The sequence below is a fragment of the Paenibacillus sp. MAEPY2 genome (assembly GCF_000499205.1).
GTDB lineage: Bacteria > Bacillota > Bacilli > Paenibacillales > Paenibacillaceae > Paenibacillus > Paenibacillus vandeheii.
In genome coordinates this window covers 153,535-174,946 of the sequence record NZ_AWUK01000038.1, presented here as the reverse complement: position 1 = coordinate 174,946, position 21,412 = coordinate 153,535, and the positions used below count along the sequence as shown (strand labels likewise).

The following is a 21,412-nucleotide window of genomic DNA, read 5'->3' as shown; positions in this document are numbered from 1 at the left end:
ATTTTAAGGTAAACCAACCAATTTTTCATTGCGTGTAACGGTCTATTTATTGCGTGAAAGGATGAGGTGCCTTGTGAATGGTTCCTATTTGTATGATCCCATCCTACCTGAACTCTTATATCTGCACCGGGTGACAACCTATCCATTGGAAAGTTCTTATCATCGACATGATGCCTATGAGGTGTACCTTTTCCTTCGTGGTAACGTCAATTTTTATATCGAAAATCACTGCTACCATTTGGAACCCGGTGATTTGCTTGTCATTTCTCCAGAGGAAATGCACCGCTCTTATATTATGGATGATTCCGAATACGAACGAATTACGATCAATCTCCAAAAAACGTATCTCCGGAGAATGTCTACTCCGTCAACCAGTCTATCCGCTTGTTTTGATTATCGTCCTAAGGGCAAAGGTAATATCGTTCATCTGGAACAGGAGCAGTTGAAACAGATTCTTCGATTGGCTGCCGAATTGGAGAATTTGCTGGCTTCAGATGCGTATGGAACGGATGTTAAAATCAATGCAGTCGTTGCACAGCTCATGGTTGCAATAAACGATTCGTATCATGAAACAACATCCATTCCAACCGATATCATGCCCGAACTGGTATGTAAAACAATGGACTATATCGAAGAACATCTAGCCCAGGAGATCACGCTTAGCAAACTTGCAGAGATGTTTTATATCAACAGCACACATATTAGTCGCCAATTCAAAAAACATACGGGACTGACCCTACGCTCATACATTTTGGGGCGTCGTATTGAACTGGCCAAATACTGCTTGTCTGACGGTTTGAGCATAACGGAAGCTTGCTTTCAGTCCGGTTTCAGGGATTATGCGAATTTCATTCGCAGTTTTACCCGAATTGTTGGCATGTCTCCCGGCAAGTTTGTGAAACAGGAGCGAAACAATACAGACTACAGTTACCATAAGATTCCCCAGTGAAAAACCGACCCAGTAATGGTCATTATCGCAAAATACAAAATTATAGTTAATCGAGATTTCCGAGTTAACTCCGCATTGGAACCTGCCTCATTTTCCAATGCCTGGGTTAAGGAATCTGTTACGATTGAATCACAAAACAAAGAAACCACGATACCGAGTTCGGCACCGTGGTTTCTTTGTATACTATTGGATTTGTTTCATATAATCTTTGAATTCCTGGGCGATTTCTTTGTATTTCGTATCCGTCTTAATGCAATGTATTGTTTCACTTCATTTTTACGATTACTTTCCCTTTGGCTCTTCCCTTTTCAGCGTATTCTATCGCCTTTTGGGTGTCTGCAAACGAAAAGATTTTATCAATAACAGGTTTGATTTTCCCTGATTCAATCAGTTCAGAAATAATCTCTAATTGTTTGCCGCTAGGCTTCATGAACAAGAAATTATATTTCACATTATGCTTTTCCTCTAATTTTGTAAGCTTACGAGAGATCAATCGAAAAATAGTGGTTTTGATAAAACCAGCTCCGTACGCTTTTCCAAAGCGAGCATTGGGCCAGCCTGTAACCGAGACAATTTGTCCCCCCGGCTTGACGATCTTAAAGGCTTTTTCTAAAGTCTCTCCCCCAATAGTATCGTATACACCATCATAATCGTGCAGCACCTGATCAAATTCCTCTTTTCTGTAATTGATGATCTGATCGGCTCCAAGCGACTGGACCAAGGCAATTCCCGCTTCACTTGTCGTTGTTGCAACGTATATCCCCATGGCTTTGGCGAGTTGGATCGCAAAGGTCCCCACGCCGCCCGAACCAGCTTGGATCAATACCTTCTGTCCAGCCGAAAGTTGTAATACATCATGCAATGCCTGATATGAGGTAAGTCCAACTAATGGTATTGACGCTGCTTCTTCAAAGGAGAGATTTTTAGGCTTTAGGGCTATATCGTCCTCATGTATGGATATAAACTCAGCAAAGGTTCCGATTCGGCTCTTTCTTGGGCGGCCGTAAATCTCATCTCCCTGCTTAAATTGGTTAACCTTCTTTCCAACTTGGACAACCACTCCTGAAAAGTCATTTCCTAAAATAAGCGGCATATCATATTTCAGCAACATTCGAGCTTTACCATCTCTGACTTTGATATCGATCGGATTAATACTTGACGCATGGATTTCCGCTAACACATCATAATCACCTACTGTAGGCATTGGTTTGTCAGTCAACTGAAGGGATGTTTGTCCATACTTTTCAATAACCATTGCTTTCATTATGATGACTCCGTTTCTTAATAATGTAGTTGTAATAACTCATCGATACGGCCAAACATATTTTTCATATCCCCTAATTTTGTTCTAAGATCTATAAAATAATAATTTTTGGATCCTTCCTGCCTCATCAAAATGATCTCAGCTTCTCTTAAAATTCTAAGATGATGGGACACTGCGGGGCGTGATAAATGAGTTTTTTCTGCAATCTCGCCTACACGCATTCCTTTTATACACGTTGTCTCCATAAGTACAGTGATAATCGATTGTCGGTTTTCATCACCAAGGGCTAAAAAAACTTTTTGGTACAATTTGAAATCTTTTTTGATCGCTTCCACTCTATCTAACTTATTCAACTTCAAAATACACCTCATTTGTTTTGTTATACATTCAAACAGGTGAAGCATTTTATTGTGAGTATGTCATGAGTTATCGTGCTTGACAACGATGAGAAAGAAAATGGAGATCACAAGGAATAATTTAACATTTACATTCGGGGTCAGAGGACCGATTGAATCTTTCTTTTTAATTCGAGTCTGCTAGAGGTATCCATCCTGTTAGCACCGCCCCACCCCCAGGGTGATTGCTTACAGCAAGTTCTCCCCCATGCTGCTTCATCATACGTTGTGAGATTGTTAATCCTAATCCACTTCCCCCAGTTGCACGACTCCGTGAGGCTTCGCCACGATAGAGGGGTTCAAAAACACGTTCCAGTTCTTCCGAAGAGAAACCAGATCCGGAATCGTGTATCGTAAACTTAATTTTCTTTCCGTCGTTGCAGCATTGAACGGTTATTTTGCCACCTGAGGGCGTGTATCTAACGGCATTTTCCAACACATTGTTCATTGCGCGCTCTAATACATGAGAATCTCCGTTAATGAAACAACCTTCTGCTAAATGGGCTAAGATAGAAATATGTTTTTGCTCAGCCTGAGGACTCAAACTCTCAATTGACTTTCGGAGGATTTGCGATAAATCCAAAGTTTTGGTGTTAAGTTCACTTTCCAAGTACTCCATTTTTGTAAAAGTGAAAAGGTCCTCCACCAATCGATCCAATTGGGCGGATTTCTCTTTGCATACGGCTATATATCGGGTTATTTTCTCTGGTGACTGCGCTACTCCTTGCTCCAATCCATCCAAATATCCCCGCAAGGCAAATAACGGTGTACGTAAATCATGCGCGACGGCAGCGATGACAAATCTCCGTTCTTCCTCCAGCTCGACTTGTTTCCTGTAGGATTCCTCAAGCCCTTTCACCATAACCTCGAATCCATCGCGAACTTCGGCGATTTCCGTGATTCTGGAATCAGGCAAATGCACTTCCCACTGCCCTGACGCCATTTGCCTAGCTGCACTGCTCATTTTCTCCAGGGGCTTAAGAAGGAACCTCCTCATTTCAACTCCAACCACAAAGAAAGCAAGCAGCAGTCCGAAAAAGGCCGCAATCAGCGGAACTCCATTGGATTTAGGCAGATATAGCACAATCCTCCCCAGGAGTTGTCCGTCTTCAATGACAGAGAACTGTTCAGTCGACGCTAATGAACCGTGGCGCTTTGAACTGGAACGATAAATTTCCGAATGGGTCGCAGATTCAATGACCACGTCCATCTTTGCTCTACTCAACTCGGTGTACAACTGATGTTGCCAGCTTGGTTCGGTCCAATGATCTGTACCAACTTCTATCGTGTGAATCACCTTACTGAGATGTCTTTGCAATGTTTCATTTTGCTGTTGGCTTTTAGAGATATGAAATGTTTGTGTGTACATAAAGTGAGCCGTGACAAAAAAGAGCCACGGCAACGTCAGCAAGACGAATAAACAAAGCAATGTGAATGTACGAATGCGAAGATTTCTCATGTTATGCTCCCTCAAATCGGTATCCGACTCCCCATACGTTGACCAGGAATTGTGGATCGTTTGGATCGGTTTCAATTTTTTCGCGAAGCCGGCTCAGATGGACTCGTATAGTATGCCTGTCACCCACACCATCCCAAAACTTTGCAAGCAATTGCTCATAGGTAAAAACATGTCGCGGGTGTTCCGCAAATAATCGCAACAACTCATATTCCTTAGGCGTAAGCTCGACTTTTATCCCTTCGATCAGGACTTCTCTTGCAGACAGATTCAACCGGATGCGTCCGAAATCCAAGACTTTCCCCTGCACGGGCTGTCTGGAAGCGGTGCGCCGCAAAACAGCTTTCACTCGGGCCACAATTTCACCAGGCGAAGCCGTTTTGACGATATAATCATCGCCGCCGAGCGTCAGCCCCCGAATCTTATCCACATCATCACTGCGTGCACTCAAAAAAAGGATTGGAACATCACTTTCCCCTCGAATCCGGCGACATAATTCAAATCCGCCTTGTCCAGGCATCATGATGTCGAGAACAATGCAATCAATGGAGTTTTGTTGAAGTATGGTCCATGCTTGTTCCGCATCACAAGCCGTTTTAACGTGAAATTGGTCATTCTCCAGAAAATCTCTTAACAGCTCGACGATACTCAAATCATCATCTACAACAAGTATCGTATGATATTTACTCATGCTTATCCCACCTCTGTCATCTAGTTTATCATTTATTCCTCTATTACCAAGACGAGGTTATACTTTGTGATCATTTGTTTATCGTTTTGTGACCTTTATAAAACCTCCTTTGAGATATTCGTTTGTTATGATTCTTCCCGAGGAACTTAAAGTGAGGGGGATTTATTCATGTTAACTGTTCAAATCGTGTTATTCGATGGCTTCGACCTAATGGATGCCATTGCACCTTATGAAGTATTTCACGCCGCTGCCATGCATGCTGATCATGAGTTAGAAGTAGAACTCGTCACGGCTGAAGGGCCAAGATCTGTGACCAGCGGTACCAATGGATTAAAAATGGAAGCGAGCGGCAGGCTTGATCCGAAACATGAGGGCATTATCGTGGTGCCTGGCGCGTCCGGTGATGTTGAAGGAGATGGTCCAGATTCAGTCCCGGCTATTCTCGGCAGGGCCATGAATACGGAATTAACCCCTATGATCAGGGAAGCTCTCGACCATAAGGACATCGTTGTTGCCACGGTCTGCGGCGGTTCTTTGTTATTAGCCATGGGAGGTCTCATGGAAGGCAGACATGCGGTAACACATCGCTTGGGGATGGATTTACTTGGTGCAACCGGAGCGCTTCCAGTTCCGGCTCGCGTAGTGGATGATGGTAACCTGGTTACCGGGGGCGGTGTGACTTCGGGACTTGATGTAGCGCTGTATTTGGTCGAACGTGAACTGGGACCGCGTATCGCACACAAGATAGAGCAGTTGTTCGAATATGAACGAAGAGGAACCGTTTGGAAAGAGACAGGCATTGCACCCAGCACTCACAAGTCGTTAACGAATAACGAACAGAGTAATGTAATGAATCAAACGGCCGTAACCTCTGTCATATTACAGAACGAGAATACAGAGACATCCATCTTCGACGGGAATTGGGATACCACAATCGTTACACCTGTCGGTAAGCTGGAAGTTAAGCTCTACATAACGACAAGTTTCGATGTGATCCAGGGGACAGCAATACAAGGTGATGAAACGATCCGATTTTTAAATCCCGTATGCCACGACAACAAGTTAACCTGGTCCCTGCCGATTACCAAACCCATGCGTCTGAATCTGAAATTCGAAGTTACTGTGGACGGAGATCAGATGAACGGGATCGCTAAAGCAGGTCTTCTCCCTGCTTCCAAATTATCAGGAAGACGAATAAACTAGCCTGGTTATCTATATGAACAAAAAGGAGTTTCGGGGGGATTGCAGCAGATATGAAGAAACGAGGAACATTATACGGCTGGCTGGTCTGTGTCAGTAGTTTAGTTATTGTATATGCGTTGGTGAAAAACTATTGGATAGACCCAGAAGCCTCAAGCTTTTTAAGCCACAAGACGGGTTTGAAGCGTGAGCTTCATCTTCCAATTTGGTTGAATGTCATGTACGTTCATGTTGCATTTGCATGTTTAGCCATGGCGTCCGGACTGGTGAATTTCTCTAATCGGATCTTTGAAAAGAGCCGCAGGTTCCACCGTATAAACGGTTATGTATATATTGTGTCCGTAGTGCTTGTTGTACTGACTTCCGGTTATATGGCTCCTTACGCCACTGGCGGGAAAATAAGCAGTATGGGCTTCAATGTCCTTAATATCATCTGGCTGTTCATTACTATTACGGCTCTCATTCAGATTAAACAAAAACGTATGATTCAGCACCGGAACTGGATGGTCCGAAGTTATGCCTTCTGCTTCACGAACATGTTGATTCATCTCATCACTTCCCTCCTTCATCAGGGATTCGGAATGATTTTTGCTACCAGCTACACGATAGGCATATATGGATCTATTGCATTACTGCTATTTATTCCTGAATGGTTTATCAGAATGAAAAGTATATAATCTGTAAAAGACCTTAGCTCACCGTTGTTTATGCGGATGCAAGGTCTTTACATGTTGTTATTCCTTATGCATTTCGTTACAACCTACAAAAATGGTTTCCATGCTGTTTCAAACATCTTACTGGAGTGCAGTAATGTAATGGTATAGGGGTCCCTCTCTGCTTCGTCATAGAGGGCAGAAGTACTGAAAAGCTCAACCTGTTTTCCCTCTTTCAAAACCATAATTTTTGAACATAGACCCGGTAACAGCGTGAGGTCATGCGTAATAAACAGAAGAGACAAGCCCTGTTCCTTCTGAATGGATATGAGAAGTTCAATCATCTGCTGTTGTAATACGACGTCGAGGTTGGAGACCATTTCGTCACAGATTAACAGTTTGGGACGCGTTAACAAAGCTTTGGCGAGACAAGCTCTTTGATACTGCCCACCGCTCAGTTTTCCGGGGCGATTTCGAAGAAGGTTCTCATTCAGGCCCACTTTCCCCCAATATTCAAGGACTCTGTGTTTGCGCTCGGCTCTGTTGTAACGGGTAAAATTAATTAAAGGTTCTTCCAGACACTGAAACAAGCTTATGGCGGGATTTAATGTAGAGCCTGTGTTCTGAAAAACAATCTGGATATCGCGATACCAATCCTTAAACGATGATATTCCTTTACTGGGCAAGGGCCGCCCGTCAAAGAAAATATGGCCGGAGGTTGGTTGTTTTAAAGCCATGATAAGCTGGGCAAGCGTAGATTTACCACTGCCACTCTCCCCTACAATGGCCAGTGCTTCTCCATCTTCTATTCCAAAATGAATATCTTCCAGAATAGGTCTTCCGTTTATTTCCTTATACAGCCGCTGAATTTCAAGCATAAGCTATCTCTCCTTTTCCAAGAAATCTTTGAGAGCAATGCCTGCACAATTGTTGGGTATATTCATGTTCCGGTGCGCTTAAAATATTGTCCTTATTGCCCTGCTCTATTATTCTCCCCTCACGCATCACACCAATCGTGTCCGCAAGATAGCTGGATATAAGTAAGTCATGGGTAATAAACAACATGCTCATGTCCGTGTCCAGAATGAGCTCTTTCAGAAGGAATATGATCTCAGCCTGTGTACTGACATCCAGTGCACTCGTTGGCTCGTCGGCTATCAGAATTTTCGGCTTTAACAGAAGCGCCATCGCAATCATGACACGTTGATTCATCCCACCGCTTAACTCATGAGCATAACTGCTCATCACACGGGACGTGTCCTTTAAGAGAACTTGGGACAACATTTTTTTGGCCTGCTTCTCAGCCTCATATCTTGAAACAGGCAAGTGACTGCGCATCAGATCAACGAATTGCCGGCCAATCGGAATCGACGGATGCAAGGCCTGTTCCGGATGCTGGAAGATGGCCCCGATCTGGCTCCCTCTGATGCTGCGCCAGCGCTTCCTGGATAATTGCTGCAGATGTTCACCCTGTAACACGATGTCACCTGACATGTGCAGATGAGCAGGCAGCATATCCAAGATCGCCTTACTTGTCAACGTTTTACCGCTGCCGCTTTCTCCAATCAAGCCATATGTTTTCCCTGTCTCCAGAGAAAAGCTGCTATTATGCACAAGCGATTGACCTTCCGTATTTCTGATATTTAGATTTTTGACTTCGAGCAAGGTCGTCATTTAGCGTTCCCTCCTCAGTCGCTCGCCTATAATTTGGAACGAAGCGGCAGTCAGAAATATCATAAAGCCTGGAAAGAAGCCCATCCATGGGGCGACCTGCAAATAATTTTTTCCGTCCAATAGCATGACGCCCCATTCGGGAGAAGGAGGCTGTGCACCAATGCCCAAAAAGGATAAACCGGATAAAGTAAGGATCACCTTACTTACGTCCAGAATGAGCATCGTTCCAATCTGAGGTGTAATATTCGGAATCATATGTTTGGTTATTATTCTAAGTCCAAATGCCCCGCTAACCCTGCTGGCGGTAATATAAGGTTCCTTTTTCACATCATGAATTAGTCCTCTTATGATTCGTACATACTTGGCCCACCAGGAGAGAATCACCGCAAAATATACATTTTCCATGCCAAAGCCAAGGAAGCCAACGACCACAATGGTAAGCAGCATACTCGGTAATGCTGTGAAAATGTCGGTTAGGCTCATCATAAGCATGTCCAGCTTGTTCCCCAAAAAGGCACTCCAAGTCCCCACTAGAAGACCAATCAACATCACGACACTAAGTACAATAAACACAGGAAATACCGATTCACTAATCCCGTGTATGACCCGGCTTAACAGGTCTCTTCCCAAATAATCCGTTCCAAATGGATGAGCAATGCTGGGAGGAAGGAGTTTCTGTTGATGGTTGGTATGGAATGGATCATAGGGTGAAATCCACGGGGCCGCAAGCCCTGTAATAATAAGTAGGATGATATATAACAACGCTGCCGTTGGCAGTTTATTCGCTCGGATGATACTGATCAAACTTCCCACCTCTGTTTGTCAAGATGAACACGCGGGTCCGCAAGGAAGTACAACAGGTCGGTCATAAAATTAAAAACAAAAATAAATGCTGCCACGAAGAGTGCGCTCCCTTGAATGACTGGAAAATCACGGCGAAAAATAGCTTCAAGCATGTATTTGCTGAATCCCGGAAAACTGAAAATCGTCTCGGTGATAATCGAAGCTCCAAAAAAGCCGGGTAGACTCGTTGTGATCAATGTCAGAATCGGGATGAACATGGAACGCAGTAAGTAAGATGGATAAAAGATGCTCGGCCGCAATCCCCTGGCTTTTGCAGCCTCAATATACGAGAACTTGCTGTACTGGATCGTATAGGATCGAATCATTCGAATAAAGTAAACACTTTGCACCAGCGTCATGGCAGTTACCGGCAAAATATAATGCCGTGTGGTCGAACTGCCTACAACAGGCAGGACGGGCCATATCACGCCAAAGGCATACATTAGAAGAATAGCAAGCCAATATAAAGGGATCGACAACCCCAAAATGGTCATTGAATAAACCACTCGATCTGCCATTGTGCCTTCATTTAATCCCATCCAGATGCCAATCGGTATGGAAATGAAGAGGGTTAATAAGAAAGAGCTTGCAATGAGTTTCGACGTTGAGCCTAAACGCTCCATCATTTCACTTAATACGGGTTCTCCGGATGAAAAGGAATGTCCGAGCTCTCCTTGGAATACATGATGGGCCCATGTTAAATATTGCTGAATGAACGATTGATCCAGTCCCCATTGCTTCTGTAAATCAGCTACGATGGATTGTTCCGGTACGGCTCCGATTTCCAGCAGCAGCATCGACGCCGGATCACCCGGCGCCAAACGCATTAATGTAAAAACAAACAAGGAAAATAAAACAAACGTGACTATCAACATGAACAGACGACGAATCATGGAGCGGAGCATTACTTCGCTTCTTTCTTCAGGTAATGCCACTTCAACGGATCGTCCTCAATAGCATTGAACCTAAAATCAACCACTTGGCTTGAATGAACAAAGGTTTGCTTCGCGTAGTATATCGGAACAGACATGGCTTCCTCATACATGCGGAGGAACACCTGATTGAACAGCTTTTGCTGCTGCTCAGTGGAAACTGTAGCCGCGATTTGATCCAGCAAATCGGATAAAGGCTTGTCCTGATACGCAACTCCCGGTGAGGATGGCGAATCATAGAATAAGGAGGACAGGAATCGATAAGGTAATTGAGCATCTGTGTATGTCCGATACATAAGCAGATCATATTCCTTCGTGCTCCACAGGGTATCGTAGTAAGCTGCCCGCTCCTGATTCACAATATGGATTTGAATGCCGATCTGCTTCATGTTGTCTTGAAAAATTTCAGCCATCTCTTTCCATTCCGGATATTCTTCCGTTTGGATGACCAGACGAAGCTGCAGAACTTGTCCATCTTTTTCATAGAGCTGCTTGTCGTTATTCCATTGGTATCCCGACGCTTCAATCAGCTGTTTGGCTTTTTCGGGATTATACGGATAAGAAGGCTGATTACTGTCGGATATAAATGCAACCTTCTCCTGGAACAATCCTCTGACAGGGTCCCCGCTACCACCTGCATACTTGCTCGTATCATTGCCATAATTGATAGCTTGGCGGATATTCTTATCAGCTAGAGAAGTATTGTGTTGGTTGATGACCATAAAGTAGGACATTGTACTGCTTCCGGTTTCGATTACGTAGCTGTCGTTGTTCTGAAATACAGGGAGACTTTCCATGGGGATATTCCCAAGTTCCCCGCCCGCAAGATCCACCTCTCCAGATTGCAATGCCAATACCCTTGCCTGAGGATCTGTAATGACTTTGAAGACAAGTGAATGGTCTGATGGTTGTTCTAACCAATAATGGTCATTCGGGATTAGAACAGTCTGAATCCCCTGTTGATACTCTCCTATTTTCCAGGCACCCGTTCCGATCGCTTTTTGAAAAGTACCATTCACATCTCCCTTAGGGGTTACCGAGTTCGGACTCATAATTCGAAATGGTCTTGCCTGACTAAGCTCGTACAACACTTGCGTTGCTGTCTCCTTAAAGGAAAGTACGACCGTTTGATCATCAGGTGCTTCGACTTTTTGCAGTAAACGGGATATTTCAAGCGAAGCATTCTCTTCCCTGCTTACCGCTCTTTCCAAAGAAAACTTCACGGCTGCTGAATTCAGTGGACTGCCATCCGAGAACAGGACCTGATTTTGCAGATGTAAAATGTAAGTCATGCCATCATCGGATATCTCCCAGGATTCCGCCAGGCTGGGCGCAAATTCCCCTTTTCCTTTATAGTCTACAAGGGCATCATATATAGCCGCATGCGTATGTCTGGAACCATTGTAAGTCGAGGCGTCAAGCTTGTCTGCTTCAGTATCCTGCGTGACTGCGACCACAATGTTCTTGTCCTCCTCTGCTGCAGAGGGTGAGCTCACATGTTGTGAACACCCCATAATGAAAAACAATAAGACAACAGCAATTACTCCAAATCCAGATCTTCCAAACATCCCTACTCCTCCTATTCCTCTTCTAAGCTGTTTATGATTGCATAGCTGTTATTCTCATGAATACTTGCTAGTTGAACAATCTTTGTATATTATTAATCGTAATCATTACGTTTAGCAAGGGATTTTTTATATAACAAGGAGACGATGTTAGTGAGTGAGCATAAACTTGTACAACAATATCGGGATTATTGGGACAAAGGAGCAGCTGTCTATGATGAAATTGTGGATACCGAATTTACGTCCAACCGATATGATCAATGGAAGGAAATTCTGAGTCATTTTTTGTCCGGGAAAAGTAATTTAAAAGTGCTCGATGTAGGTACGGGCCCTGGTTTCTTCGCAGTTTTGCTCAGCCAGATGGGGCATCAGGTTACTGCTATTGATTCTTCCCCGGAAATGGTGGCTAGAGCTAATCAAAACGCCCATAAATATAATTGCAGTATCGAGGTTATTGAGACAGATATTATGGAATATAAGACAGAAGAAAAATATGATATCATCATTTCACGAAATGTGACCTGGTTCCTGTACAATCCTGTAGCTGCATATCAAAATTGGCATGAAATGCTTAATGACGGAGGCCAGGTTATTATTTTTGATGCGAATTGGAATTTATTTTTAACGGATCCAAAGGAGGCAGAGCTTTTTCAAAAAGACAAGGAGGAGGCTGCCGCAAAAGGGTACGTGCCGTACCGCCCAGAGAAGGATGTCAAAGAAGGGGACCAACTGGCACTTACGTTGCCATTGAGCTATGTAAGAAGACCTGAATGGGACAGTGAAATGCTCCGTTCAATCGGCTTTGCCCAAATCCAAATTCATCAAGGATTCGATGCGGAATTGTATCATACAGGTGAACAAATTCTGAATCGACACAGACCGATGTTTGCGATCGTTGCTGAAAAATAGCATTTCTAAAAGATCTGACCAGCATGGTTAAGGATATGTCCACTATATAACCCCACGTCGTAATAAAGCTCCTATTGCTGGATTCTCTCTGTTTTAAAAAAACAAGCTATCGCTTATGCGATAGCTTTGTTTAACCATAAGTATATAATTGCAGTACGCCATCTGCTCAGGATTTCCTGTTCAAGAAATCAGAGTTTGGCCAATTCGGCGAGAATTTCGTTGGGCTCCATCCGCTTCATGAAGTCCGAATTCACATAGGCTGATCGAATGGTTGCATGCTCGTCAATCATGAAGGTGGCAGGCACCGGTAATTTCCAATTGGTATCAGCGTTGTACTCTGCAAGGTTTATGCCAAAGTTTTGATACAACTTCTGAATATAGTCTGGAACGTCAAAAAGAAGATCGTAGCTAGCTGCTGCTAAACCGGCGTTATCACTGAGCACTCGAAAGGTAAGCTGCTCTTTCTCTACTTGGCTCAGTGAGTTATCAGGAGTTTGCGGGCTAACAGCAATCAACTGACCACCCAACGCTTTAATTTCAGGAAGAATCATTTCATAGCTTCTCAGCTGCAGATTACAGTATGGGCACCATCCACCCCTATAAAAAGTAAGAACGACAGGTCCTTTAGCCAGTTCTTCATATAATGAAATCTGTTCCCCCAAGGAATCCGGCAATAAGAAGTCTTTGGCTTTGGCACCTGCCGGCAAGCCCGTTGCGATTCCTTCCTGCTGAATTTCACGAATCATTCGAAACATTTCCATATGCACTTCCGCGGGACTGTTCGCGACAAATTCCTGCTTCATACGATCAAGCTGCTGATTCAGTCCTAAAATCTCTTTACTCATTAGAAACGCTCCCTTTTTCGAGAATTTTAAATTGATATGTTTCCTATTCTTCTAGTCAGTGTTACTTGGCCACCGAAATTAGATTCCCGTAGCCTTTTGCTTGCATCTCCGCCAAAGGAATGAAGTGAATCGAAGCGCTGTTAATGCAGTAACGCTTGCCTCCTTGATCTGCGGGCCCATCATCAAAAACATGACCAAGGTGAATATCCCCTGAGCGACTCCGGACTTCTGTCCGGATCATATGATAGGAAGTATCTTCTCGATAGGTCACAACATCTGCTAAGATTGGACGGGTAAAGCTTGGCCAGCCACAACCGGAATCATATTTATCCTCACTGGCAAAAAGAGGCTCTCCGGTGCTCACATCCACATAGATTCCCGGATCATACGTATCCCAGTATTCATTCGAATACGCCCGCTCTGTGTCCTCCTCTACGGCAACTTTGTACTGGGCATCCGTCAAAATCTGCTTCAGCTCAGCTTGACTGTGTTTTGGATAATCCGCAGGATCAATACTGAATTCCCCAATAGCATTTGTGTTGTCGGCAGAGTCACTTGTCGAACCAGACTGTTCCTGAAGCACCCCCATGTCAATGTGACAGTACCCTTGAGGATTTTTCTCCAGATAATCCTGATGATACTCCTCAGCTTCATAGAAATTTTGCAGTGGCAGTACTTCGGTGACGATTGGCGAATTGTAGCGATCCTGTTCCTTACCCTGTACACGCTGGATGATCCCCTTTTCTGCCTCCTCTACGTAGTACATTCCTGTGCGGTATTGGACACCCTGATCATTCCCTTGACGGTTCAGTGATGTCGGATCAATTACCTTTAAAAAAGATTGCAGCAGTTCCTCCAAAGAGACGCGATTCTTGTCATAAGTGACTTCGACTGTTTCAGCGAAACCGCGATCCCCTCTCAGGACATCCTCGTAGGAAGGCTGCTCTCCACTACCATTTGCGTAGCCGGATACCACATCTTTCACGCCATAGATACGGCTCATATATGCTTCAACACCCCAGAAACACCCCCCTGCCAGATAAATCTTATGCAGGTCTGCCCCTGTAAAATCCAGGCTTTCATTCGGGTTGGGTACATCCACTGCTCGGGTATGACCGGAGCTTGCAGTGACCAATCCCGACCCTATTGGAGAACAACCTGCCAAAGCAGGAAGCAAAAGCAGCAGGCTGGTGATGAGCCAGAATCCTGATCTGCGGGAGAGTGATGACTTGATAACAGTGCGGAAGCGAACGGACATCATGATTTTCCTCCTTTGAAGATTGTCTTTGTTATGCAGAACGAAGCTGAATAAGCATTATTGAATCTGGGCAACCGTTTCCCGAATCAAATCATTACTATTATGACCCAAAACCGTTTTGGCAAGCTTACCCTTCGTATCAATATAGAGAGACGTCGGATATGCTCTCACACCAAACTGCTGCGCATAAGTACCATCAGGATCAAGCAAGACAGTGAGATTCTTCTCATCCATGCTCTTATACCATTTGGAAAAATCTTCAGCAGATTTCTCGCCCTTGAAGTCCGGAGATACAATACTAATCACTTTAAAATCCGGGTCTTCACCTGCCAGCTGATTCAATTCTTCCAGTCCGGCCAAGCAGATGGAGCACCAGGATGCCCAATATTTAATGTAGACCTTTTCCCCCTTGAAATCATGAAGTTGAACCGCCTCGCCTTCCAGGTTCTTTAAGTTAAAATCCGGAGCGGCAGATGCAGCATCGCTCTCCTTCGCCGATAAAGAACGATCATCACCAGCATTACGTGCAGCTGACGAAGAAGGAGTGCAAGCAGATAGCAACAGAACTGCCCCCAGGAAGGACACCAGCAATCCTGTTATTTTGACTTTGGCTGTAGTTGGTTTGGGATGCACAAAAATCCTCTCCTTATATTCGCTTGAGAATCTACAACTAAAAATTAAAAGCAGCTGTAATGATGGCAAGATTATTGGTCATCAGCAAAACCCCCATCACGATGAGGATAACGCCAGATACGACTTTGATTACTGGCGTATACCGATACAATTTTCGCAAATGACGCAGTAATATATCTGAGAACACTGCCAGAACCAGAAATGGAATGGCCATTCCTACTGTGTAAATGAACATCATCCAGACACCATAGGCTGCTGATCCACCGCTGGCAGACAGACCCAGGATAGCAGCTAGTACGGGACCAATACATGGAGTCCAGCCAAAACTGAATGTTAAGCCCAGCAGAAATGCTCCCCAAGCACCCCTTTGTTTTCCCGATCCTAGCTGCAAACGTTTCTCCTTTTCCATAAATGCCAATTGAATAAATCCGGTCTGTTGAATGCCAAACCCGATAACAATTGCACCGCAGGCAATCATAAACCAGGAACTGTTAATCACACTGCCAAGTGCTCCTGCTCCAAAACCAAGAAGCAAGAAAACGACCGATAAACCTAAAATAAATAGCAGGGTATGTCGAATCAACCTGAGATTTGGACGGAAACTTGCAGAATCCGATGGCTCTGACAAACGTCCCGCCTCCGAGCTCCCAAGAAAGGAAAAATAAACGGGAAGCATCGGGAGAATACAGGGAGAGAAGAAGGAGAGAATCCCCGCAGTCAATACACTCCAAAGGTATACATTTTCTGTAAACAAATTACGCCTACCCCCAGTCTATATTTTCTTAGGGAAAATGAGTGTAAACTGACTCCCTACTCCATATTGAGATGTGACTTGAATCTGCCCTCCGAGCATTTCCGTGAGCTCCATCGCTATGGAAAGTCCGATCCCAGAGCCTCCATAATTGGGATTGCGAGATTCTTCCACACGGTAGAATCTCTCAAATATTCGCTGTAACTTATCTTCTGAGATCCCGATTCCCTCGTCTTGAATTTCAAAACGAATACGATCCCCTTGAGAGATTACATTAATTTGTATCCTTGTTCCTGGCTGCGAGAATTTCAACGCATTGCTCAGTAAATTGCACAAAATACGTTCCATGCACGTTTTATCTGAATATAGCCAAAGATTCTCCGCATTCAAGTTAATATCAATCATCCGGTTCTCCAAAGTAATCTGAGGCTCAAAAGACTGCAACACATCTACCAGAAGATGATCTATCCACAGCTGCTCTACTTTAAAAGCAATAGCTCTTTGGTCAATGGCGGTTATCGCAAATAATTCATTGGCAAATGAGACAACACGCTCTGTCTGCTCCCCAATCCCCAATAAATATGTTTTCATTTTGTCAGGATCCTGAACAATTCCATCGATTAAAGCTTCTGAATAAGACCGAATGGAAGCAAGCGGTGTTTTGATGTCATGAGATAGATTGGCAATCAGTTCACTCCGGCGATTTTCCTCAAGCTGCAAAGCTTCAATTTTACTTTTTATATCCTGGGACATATGGTGAAGTGATTCGCTCAATTCCTGCAATTCTTTTGTTTTGCTGGATGAAACCGGAAAGTCATAGTTGCCTTGAGCAATCGCATGACTTTGTTCACTCAGACGTGAAATTCCCTTGGCCATCGGAAAAATAAAAAAAGCATTAATAACCAAAGAAAGGATACTGGATGCGACGGTGATCAGCATAGCCATCTGTAAACGTTCGTAATCCAAAAACATATGCTTGTAAGCAACAAACAGCACAACGGTCACCAGCAGCAAGCTAACCAGATATGAAAGAATCAGACTTGTGCGCAATTTCATTCCGTTCTCACCTTCATCCTTCGCTACTTTTGAACTGATATCCAATTCCCCATACCGTTTTGATGACTACCGTTTTGTCCCGATCAAGCGTAGCCAGCTTTTCACGCAAATGATGAACATGCACATTCACAGTACTGGAGTCCTCATAATAATCATAACCCCATACTTTTTTTAACAGCTCAGACTTGGAGAGTACCCGATGCTTTTCTTCCACAAGGGTCCAGAGCAAATCGAACTCTTTGTTGGTGAGGTCAAGCATCTGTTCATTCATATATGCAGCACGTTCGTCCTTATTCAGGCGCAAGCCTTGTTCTTGAAGTACTGCTGGTTCATGAAGCTTGAATTTATTCGCCCGTTTCAAAATATTGCGAATGCGAAACAATAGCTCTCTTGGACTAAACGGCTTGGTCATATAATCGTCCGCGCCCAGAGCAAGTCCATACAAGGTGTCCTTCTCCTGATTGAGAGCCGTCAAGTAGAGAAACGGAATATCATACCCCTCTGCCTGCAACTGCTCCACGTACTCATATCCATTTTTTTTAGGCATCATAATATCTACAACCATGAAATCAATCGAATTACTCTTCACAATTTTTTCAGCTTCTTCTCCATTCGTAGCCGTGAAAACGGTGTAGCCTTCATTTAGCAGGTATAACTGACAGATCTCAACGATCGGCAGTTCATCATCTACAATCAGCACTGATGTCAATGAATAGTCACATCCCTTTGCTCAGGTTTAGCAGATGCTTGTTTCCATCCCAACTTGCGCCTCCATTGCGGGTATAACAAACGTTCAAGACTACAATTTGTAGTCCACCCCAGTCTGGAGAGCAGGATAGCCGATATCATAATCTCTACGGGATAAGTAAAGACCATATCCGCTAAGATATAATTAACATGGACAAATACGGAAAACAGCAGAGCTGGCAAGGTTAACAATCCAATGATAAGCCCTGCCCCTATCATAATCTCTCCAACTGGAATGAGTATGTCAAAGACGGGGGACAATGGATGAACGATATTCTGAAAAAAAACTTTATACCACTCTGGAGAGTCCGTATTTGCTGCAACAACCGGTACCAGACTTTCAACTCCGAATCCCCCGCTTAATTTGTAATATCCGGAGCTGATCCATAACCAGCCCATAAAGACGCGAGTCGCACTAAAAATCCAACCCATGATTCTGTGAAATCCTCGCATCAAGCACCTTCTTTCTGACGATAATGAGGCAGTCTCTTTCGACCCGAATTCGGATAAAAGAGAGATTGCCCTGTACAGGTCAACTTAGCGAAGCACTTCCAAAGATTACATGAGCCTTGTCACAATAAATCAAAACTGTATCATACTCTGCCGGATCTACTCCTGTAAGATCAAAACTTTGCTCTGTTTGCTTCAGGTCGATTTTGCCCAAGCTTTTGCCCATTGTTACATCTTTCCCTTTTGTCAGGTAAATGTGCAGATCCGGCCCCTTTGACGTTTTAAAGTCACTAAGCATTATCTTTCCATCTTTGATCTCCACCTTGCCTTCGGAGATTTCTTTTCCGTCTCCGCTTAACATTCCCGTTTTCATTACGGGCATTTCTGTTGTTTTGGATTGCGGCATTTCTGTTGCAGTCGAAGCTTGTTTGTTTGACTCTGCTGGTTTATCTTGCATCCCGCACCCTGCCATGACTGCTGTAGCCACCATCAATGAAATTCCTGTGGATAAAAACTTTTTCATATAATCACTCCATCCATTTATGTGCTATTGCTTTGCTTATGTATAAAGTATAGATTGCCCTTAACCGAATTGAAATTAAGCATCTATAAGGACTTTATTAAGTAAGCATTAAATTTATGGTGGAGTACATCCGTTGGGCTCCTCGAAATTTGGACAAAACTTGCCCCCCTTAAAGCAAAAAAGTCGCTATATTAGCGACTTATAGTCGGACACTGTTCTCCCTCAATACTATACCGGACCAGTCTACAATCCATTACAGTCTATGGCTTGAACCATGAACTTAGGAGATATGTGTGATACTTAGGAGATATGTGTGATACTTAGGAGATATGTGTGATACTTAGGAGATATGTGTGATACTTAGGAGATATGTGTGATACTTAGGAGATATGTGCCCCTTCAGTTATCGGCAATAACCTCTCTAGCAGCCTCTATAAACGACGAGATGATGGGTGACATCCATTTGTCTTTGTGCCACAGCATCTGAGTATACACATGCAAGTCCGGGATCTCCCAAGGAAGTACCACAAGTTCGCCCCGTTCGACTTCGGCTTTGACTGTCATTTCAGGAAGAAAGGCTATGCCGATTCCCGTAATGGCACATTGTTTTATAGCCTCGGCATTTTGAAACTCCAAATACGTAATGCTATCAATGCCCTCTTTTTCAAATCCCCGGTCAAACATCGTTCGGTAGGTACAGCCCTTTTCATTCGTCAGGAATACCTCGTCATGAAAATCTTTCAACTGTAATGAACTGCGTTTCGTAAGTGGATGGTCTGGAGCAACATAAAAACGAAACGTCTCTTCTAACAACGGTTCAACGGTCAATCCACTTGACCGAATGGATTCATCCAACATAAAAACGACATCCGCAGTGCCCTCAAAGAGTGTTTGTTTAAGTTGCTGATTGGGAACGGAGCGAAAAATGAGTCGTACTCCCGGAAATCGAGAACGAAACAAATGAAAGACAACCGGAAGCCGATAGGCGCAGAGAACCTCGTTGGCACTGATTGTCAGGGTCCCGCTTAGATTTTCTTCGTCATGAACCATGCTGCGGGCTTCGTCCAACCGGTTAAGTACAGCTTGGGCATGAGTTAAAAATCGTTTACCCGCGGTTGTAAGCACGAGTTGTTTACCAAGACGATCAAAGAGACGAACACCCAGTTCTTCTTCCAATCCTTTGATTTGCATCGTAACGTTCGAAGGAACATAATTCAGCACTTCCGCGGCCCGTGTAAAATTCAACGTGGTTGCAACTGTGCAAAATGTGTTGAGTTGGCGCAATTCCATTTTGCGATCTCCCTTTTACTTTCAATTTTATTGAAGACTGCATTGAATTCTATTCACTTTTACTGAGGATACCACGAGTTTATACTGACAACAAGAAATTACATTTCGTATATGTGGTTTCATTTTGAAGGGAGAGAGACAGGATGGATTATGAAATTTTTAATTTGGGTGATGTAGTCTTACAATCTGGGGTAACACTACCCAATGCATTCCTCGCTTATAAAACGTATGGAGAATTGAATGAGAAGAAAGATAATGTCATCCTCTATCCAACAGCTTTTGGGGACCAGCATGTTCAGAATGAATGGCTAATTGGCAACGGCATGGCACTAGATCCGCAAAAATACTTTATTATCGTTCCGAATCTACTGGGCAACGGATTATCTTCATCTCCCAGCAACACGCCACCTCCATTCGACCGAGCTCAATTTCCTCGGGTCAGCATCTATGACAACGTTCAATTTCAACATCGGCTGGTCATCGAAAAATTTGGCATTCAGAAGATTGCCCTTGTCGTTGGATGGTCCATGGGAGGTATTCAGGCATTCCAATGGGGGGCAAGTTATCCAGACATGGTAGAACGAATTGCACCCATTGCCGGCGTTGCCAAGACTTGGCCGCAGACGTTTGTCGTCCTGAATGGGGTAAGCGCTCCGCTTCTGGCTACCGCCCACTTCGATGCAAGCAAACTGAATGATTTGACTTCTGCTGATTTGCGCGCCGTTGGGCGTGCCTATGCGGGATGGGGATTTTCGCAGGCCTTTTATAGAGAAGAGCTCTATCGGGAGTTTGGATTTGACTCCGTAGCAGATTTCGTGACTGGTTTCTGGGAAAATGCCTTCATGCAGATGGATCCGCACAACGTCTTGGCGATGTTTAGTACAGGCCAGTCTGCAGATATTAGCGCTAACCCCACGTATAACGGAGATTTTGAAGGAGCTCTAAGGAGTATTAAAGCTTTGGCTTGCATCATGCCAGGGAGCACTGACCTCTTCTGCACACCCGATGATAACCAATACGAAGCAGAGCGAATGCCTAATGCGATATTTAGTCCAATTCATTCGATCTGGGGACACTTTGCTGGTCGCGGAATCAACAGCGTCGATAATCAATTCATTGACGACAACCTGAGACGATTGTTGGAATGTCATGCAAGCGACTAGATTATCAAGAGTCTCATAATAGCGACTTCAATGGGTCATGTTCAGTCCCTTAACGTTTACCTGCGATTCTATCTATAGAATTACGATATATTTGTTGGATAGATTCACACTCTTCAAACTCTAGTAATGTAATTAGTCTTAAGATCAATATTTCTTTAATCCAAC

23 protein-coding genes are annotated in these 21,412 nt (G+C 43.9%); 5 read left to right on the top strand and 18 right to left on the bottom strand.

Annotation, left to right across the window (positions count from 1 at the left end):
* Positions 1-73 precede the first annotated feature (73 nt).
* A complete protein-coding gene (locus P364_RS0127985; RefSeq protein WP_024633337.1) occupies positions 74-949 on the top strand; it encodes an AraC family transcriptional regulator in 876 nt (291 codons plus the stop codon).
* A gap of 265 nt (positions 950-1,214) precedes the next feature.
* On the opposite strand, the gene P364_RS0127980 is transcribed toward P364_RS0127985, so the two are convergent.
* From P364_RS0127980 to P364_RS0127965, 4 genes are all read right to left on the bottom strand, one after another.
* Positions 1,215-2,213, bottom strand: coding sequence for an NADP-dependent oxidoreductase (locus P364_RS0127980; RefSeq protein ID WP_024633336.1), 999 nt, complete (start codon positions 2,211-2,213; stop codon positions 1,215-1,217).
* A gap of 17 nt (positions 2,214-2,230) precedes the next feature.
* Positions 2,231-2,584: an ArsR/SmtB family transcription factor gene (locus P364_RS0127975; RefSeq protein WP_442952270.1), complete on the bottom strand. Its 354-nt coding sequence runs from the start codon at positions 2,582-2,584 to the stop codon at positions 2,231-2,233.
* A 151-nt stretch (positions 2,585-2,735) separates the two neighbouring features.
* The gene (locus tag P364_RS0127970) at positions 2,736-4,067 is read right to left on the bottom strand and encodes a sensor histidine kinase (protein WP_024633334.1); all 1,332 of its coding nucleotides are present in this window, start codon (positions 4,065-4,067) and stop codon (positions 2,736-2,738) included.
* A 1-nt stretch (position 4,068) separates the two neighbouring features.
* On the bottom strand, positions 4,069-4,755 hold the full coding sequence (locus P364_RS0127965) for a response regulator transcription factor (RefSeq protein ID WP_024633333.1): 687 nt from the start codon (positions 4,753-4,755) through the stop codon (positions 4,069-4,071).
* A gap of 168 nt (positions 4,756-4,923) precedes the next feature.
* Between P364_RS0127965 and P364_RS0127960 the strand changes: the two genes are divergently transcribed.
* Both P364_RS0127960 and P364_RS0127955 read left to right on the top strand, forming a co-directional pair.
* Positions 4,924-5,958: a DJ-1/PfpI family protein gene (locus P364_RS0127960; protein ID WP_024633332.1), complete on the top strand. Its 1,035-nt coding sequence runs from the start codon at positions 4,924-4,926 to the stop codon at positions 5,956-5,958.
* Between the two features lie 50 nt (positions 5,959-6,008).
* Complete coding sequence (locus tag P364_RS0127955) at positions 6,009-6,632, top strand: DUF2306 domain-containing protein (RefSeq protein WP_029881359.1); 624 nt, start codon at positions 6,009-6,011, stop codon at positions 6,630-6,632.
* A gap of 83 nt (positions 6,633-6,715) precedes the next feature.
* On the opposite strand, the gene P364_RS0127950 is transcribed toward P364_RS0127955, so the two are convergent.
* Genes P364_RS0127950 through P364_RS0127930 form a run of 5 tightly spaced genes read right to left on the bottom strand, consistent with a single transcriptional unit; the run spans position 6,716 to position 11,625 of the window.
* A complete protein-coding gene (locus P364_RS0127950; protein WP_024633331.1) occupies positions 6,716-7,486 on the bottom strand; it encodes an ABC transporter ATP-binding protein in 771 nt (256 codons plus the stop codon).
* Entirely contained in the window at positions 7,479-8,282 is an 804-nt protein-coding gene (locus P364_RS0127945; RefSeq protein ID WP_024633330.1) for an ABC transporter ATP-binding protein, read from the bottom strand. The genes P364_RS0127950 and P364_RS0127945 overlap by 8 nt, the downstream gene beginning before the upstream one ends.
* The gene (locus P364_RS0127940) at positions 8,283-9,086 is read right to left on the bottom strand and encodes an ABC transporter permease (protein WP_024633329.1); all 804 of its coding nucleotides are present in this window, start codon (positions 9,084-9,086) and stop codon (positions 8,283-8,285) included. It lies immediately after the preceding gene.
* Positions 9,083-10,060 (bottom strand): ABC transporter permease, encoded by a 978-nt coding sequence (locus tag P364_RS0127935; protein WP_152532758.1) that lies wholly within the window; start codon positions 10,058-10,060, stop codon positions 9,083-9,085. The genes P364_RS0127940 and P364_RS0127935 overlap by 4 nt, the downstream gene beginning before the upstream one ends.
* Positions 10,030-11,625 (bottom strand): ABC transporter substrate-binding protein, encoded by a 1,596-nt coding sequence (locus tag P364_RS0127930; RefSeq protein ID WP_024633327.1) that lies wholly within the window; start codon positions 11,623-11,625, stop codon positions 10,030-10,032. Before P364_RS0127930 ends, P364_RS0127935 begins: the two co-directional genes overlap by 31 nt.
* Before the next feature lie 150 nt (positions 11,626-11,775).
* Between P364_RS0127930 and P364_RS0127925 the strand changes: the two genes are divergently transcribed.
* Positions 11,776-12,531: a class I SAM-dependent methyltransferase gene (locus P364_RS0127925; RefSeq protein WP_024633326.1), complete on the top strand. Its 756-nt coding sequence runs from the start codon at positions 11,776-11,778 to the stop codon at positions 12,529-12,531.
* Between the two features lie 188 nt (positions 12,532-12,719).
* Here the strand turns inward: P364_RS0127925 and P364_RS0127920 are convergent, their stop codons facing one another.
* The 9 genes from P364_RS0127920 to P364_RS0127880 form a co-directional block, all read right to left on the bottom strand.
* Positions 12,720-13,376 (bottom strand): peroxiredoxin-like family protein, encoded by a 657-nt coding sequence (locus P364_RS0127920; protein WP_024633325.1) that lies wholly within the window; start codon positions 13,374-13,376, stop codon positions 12,720-12,722.
* A gap of 61 nt (positions 13,377-13,437) precedes the next feature.
* A complete protein-coding gene (msrB, locus tag P364_RS0127915) occupies positions 13,438-14,637 on the bottom strand; it encodes a peptide-methionine (R)-S-oxide reductase MsrB (protein ID WP_236642113.1) in 1,200 nt (399 codons plus the stop codon).
* 54 nt (positions 14,638-14,691) lie between these two features.
* Positions 14,692-15,267: a TlpA family protein disulfide reductase gene (locus P364_RS0127910; protein ID WP_024633323.1), complete on the bottom strand. Its 576-nt coding sequence runs from the start codon at positions 15,265-15,267 to the stop codon at positions 14,692-14,694.
* Positions 15,268-15,304: 37 nt separating this feature from the next.
* On the bottom strand, positions 15,305-15,988 hold the full coding sequence (locus P364_RS0127905; RefSeq protein ID WP_236642455.1) for a cytochrome c biogenesis CcdA family protein: 684 nt from the start codon (positions 15,986-15,988) through the stop codon (positions 15,305-15,307).
* 51 nt (positions 15,989-16,039) lie between these two features.
* A complete protein-coding gene (locus P364_RS0127900; protein ID WP_024633321.1) occupies positions 16,040-17,074 on the bottom strand; it encodes a sensor histidine kinase in 1,035 nt (344 codons plus the stop codon).
* Between the two features lie 13 nt (positions 17,075-17,087).
* Positions 17,088-17,774, bottom strand: a complete 687-nt coding sequence (locus P364_RS0127895) for a response regulator transcription factor (RefSeq protein ID WP_328285980.1) — start codon at positions 17,772-17,774, stop codon at positions 17,088-17,090.
* Positions 17,775-17,779: 5 nt separating this feature from the next.
* Positions 17,780-18,253 (bottom strand): DoxX family membrane protein, encoded by a 474-nt coding sequence (locus P364_RS0127890; RefSeq protein ID WP_161634217.1) that lies wholly within the window; start codon positions 18,251-18,253, stop codon positions 17,780-17,782.
* A 100-nt stretch (positions 18,254-18,353) separates the two neighbouring features.
* Positions 18,354-18,794, bottom strand: a complete 441-nt coding sequence (locus tag P364_RS0127885) for a DM13 domain-containing protein (RefSeq protein ID WP_024633318.1) — start codon at positions 18,792-18,794, stop codon at positions 18,354-18,356.
* A 399-nt stretch (positions 18,795-19,193) separates the two neighbouring features.
* The gene (locus P364_RS0127880) at positions 19,194-20,084 is read right to left on the bottom strand and encodes a LysR family transcriptional regulator (RefSeq protein WP_024633317.1); all 891 of its coding nucleotides are present in this window, start codon (positions 20,082-20,084) and stop codon (positions 19,194-19,196) included.
* Between the two features lie 143 nt (positions 20,085-20,227).
* Between P364_RS0127880 and P364_RS0127875 the strand changes: the two genes are divergently transcribed.
* Positions 20,228-21,247: an alpha/beta fold hydrolase gene (locus tag P364_RS0127875; protein WP_024633316.1), complete on the top strand. Its 1,020-nt coding sequence runs from the start codon at positions 20,228-20,230 to the stop codon at positions 21,245-21,247.
* Positions 21,248-21,412: the final 165 nt, after the last annotated feature.

What these genes read in the sequence shown, in the direction of transcription:
- P364_RS0127980 (WP_024633336.1), bottom strand. Translation starts at nt 2,213, where the DNA reads ATGAAAGCAATGGTTATTGAAAAGTATGGACAAACATCCCTTCAGTTG.
- P364_RS0127975 (WP_442952270.1), bottom strand. Translation starts at nt 2,584, where the DNA reads ATGAGGTGTATTTTGAAGTTGAATAAGTTAGATAGAGTGGAAGCGATC.
- P364_RS0127970 (WP_024633334.1), bottom strand. Translation starts at nt 4,067, where the DNA reads ATGAGAAATCTTCGCATTCGTACATTCACATTGCTTTGTTTATTCGTC.
- P364_RS0127965 (WP_024633333.1), bottom strand. Translation starts at nt 4,755, where the DNA reads ATGAGTAAATATCATACGATACTTGTTGTAGATGATGATTTGAGTATC.
- P364_RS0127960 (WP_024633332.1), top strand. Translation starts at nt 4,924, where the DNA reads ATGTTAACTGTTCAAATCGTGTTATTCGATGGCTTCGACCTAATGGAT.
- P364_RS0127955 (WP_029881359.1), top strand. Translation starts at nt 6,009, where the DNA reads ATGAAGAAACGAGGAACATTATACGGCTGGCTGGTCTGTGTCAGTAGT.
- P364_RS0127950 (WP_024633331.1), bottom strand. Translation starts at nt 7,486, where the DNA reads ATGCTTGAAATTCAGCGGCTGTATAAGGAAATAAACGGAAGACCTATT.
- P364_RS0127945 (WP_024633330.1), bottom strand. Translation starts at nt 8,282, where the DNA reads ATGACGACCTTGCTCGAAGTCAAAAATCTAAATATCAGAAATACGGAA.
- P364_RS0127930 (WP_024633327.1), bottom strand. Translation starts at nt 11,625, where the DNA reads ATGTTTGGAAGATCTGGATTTGGAGTAATTGCTGTTGTCTTATTGTTT.
- P364_RS0127920 (WP_024633325.1), bottom strand. Translation starts at nt 13,376, where the DNA reads ATGAGTAAAGAGATTTTAGGACTGAATCAGCAGCTTGATCGTATGAAG.
- msrB (WP_236642113.1), bottom strand. Translation starts at nt 14,637, where the DNA reads ATGATGTCCGTTCGCTTCCGCACTGTTATCAAGTCATCACTCTCCCGC.
- P364_RS0127900 (WP_024633321.1), bottom strand. Translation starts at nt 17,074, where the DNA reads ATGAAATTGCGCACAAGTCTGATTCTTTCATATCTGGTTAGCTTGCTG.
- P364_RS0127890 (WP_161634217.1), bottom strand. Translation starts at nt 18,253, where the DNA reads ATGGGTTGGATTTTTAGTGCGACTCGCGTCTTTATGGGCTGGTTATGG.
- P364_RS0127885 (WP_024633318.1), bottom strand. Translation starts at nt 18,794, where the DNA reads ATGAAAAAGTTTTTATCCACAGGAATTTCATTGATGGTGGCTACAGCA.
- P364_RS0127880 (WP_024633317.1), bottom strand. Translation starts at nt 20,084, where the DNA reads ATGGAATTGCGCCAACTCAACACATTTTGCACAGTTGCAACCACGTTG.
- P364_RS0127875 (WP_024633316.1), top strand. Translation starts at nt 20,228, where the DNA reads ATGGATTATGAAATTTTTAATTTGGGTGATGTAGTCTTACAATCTGGG.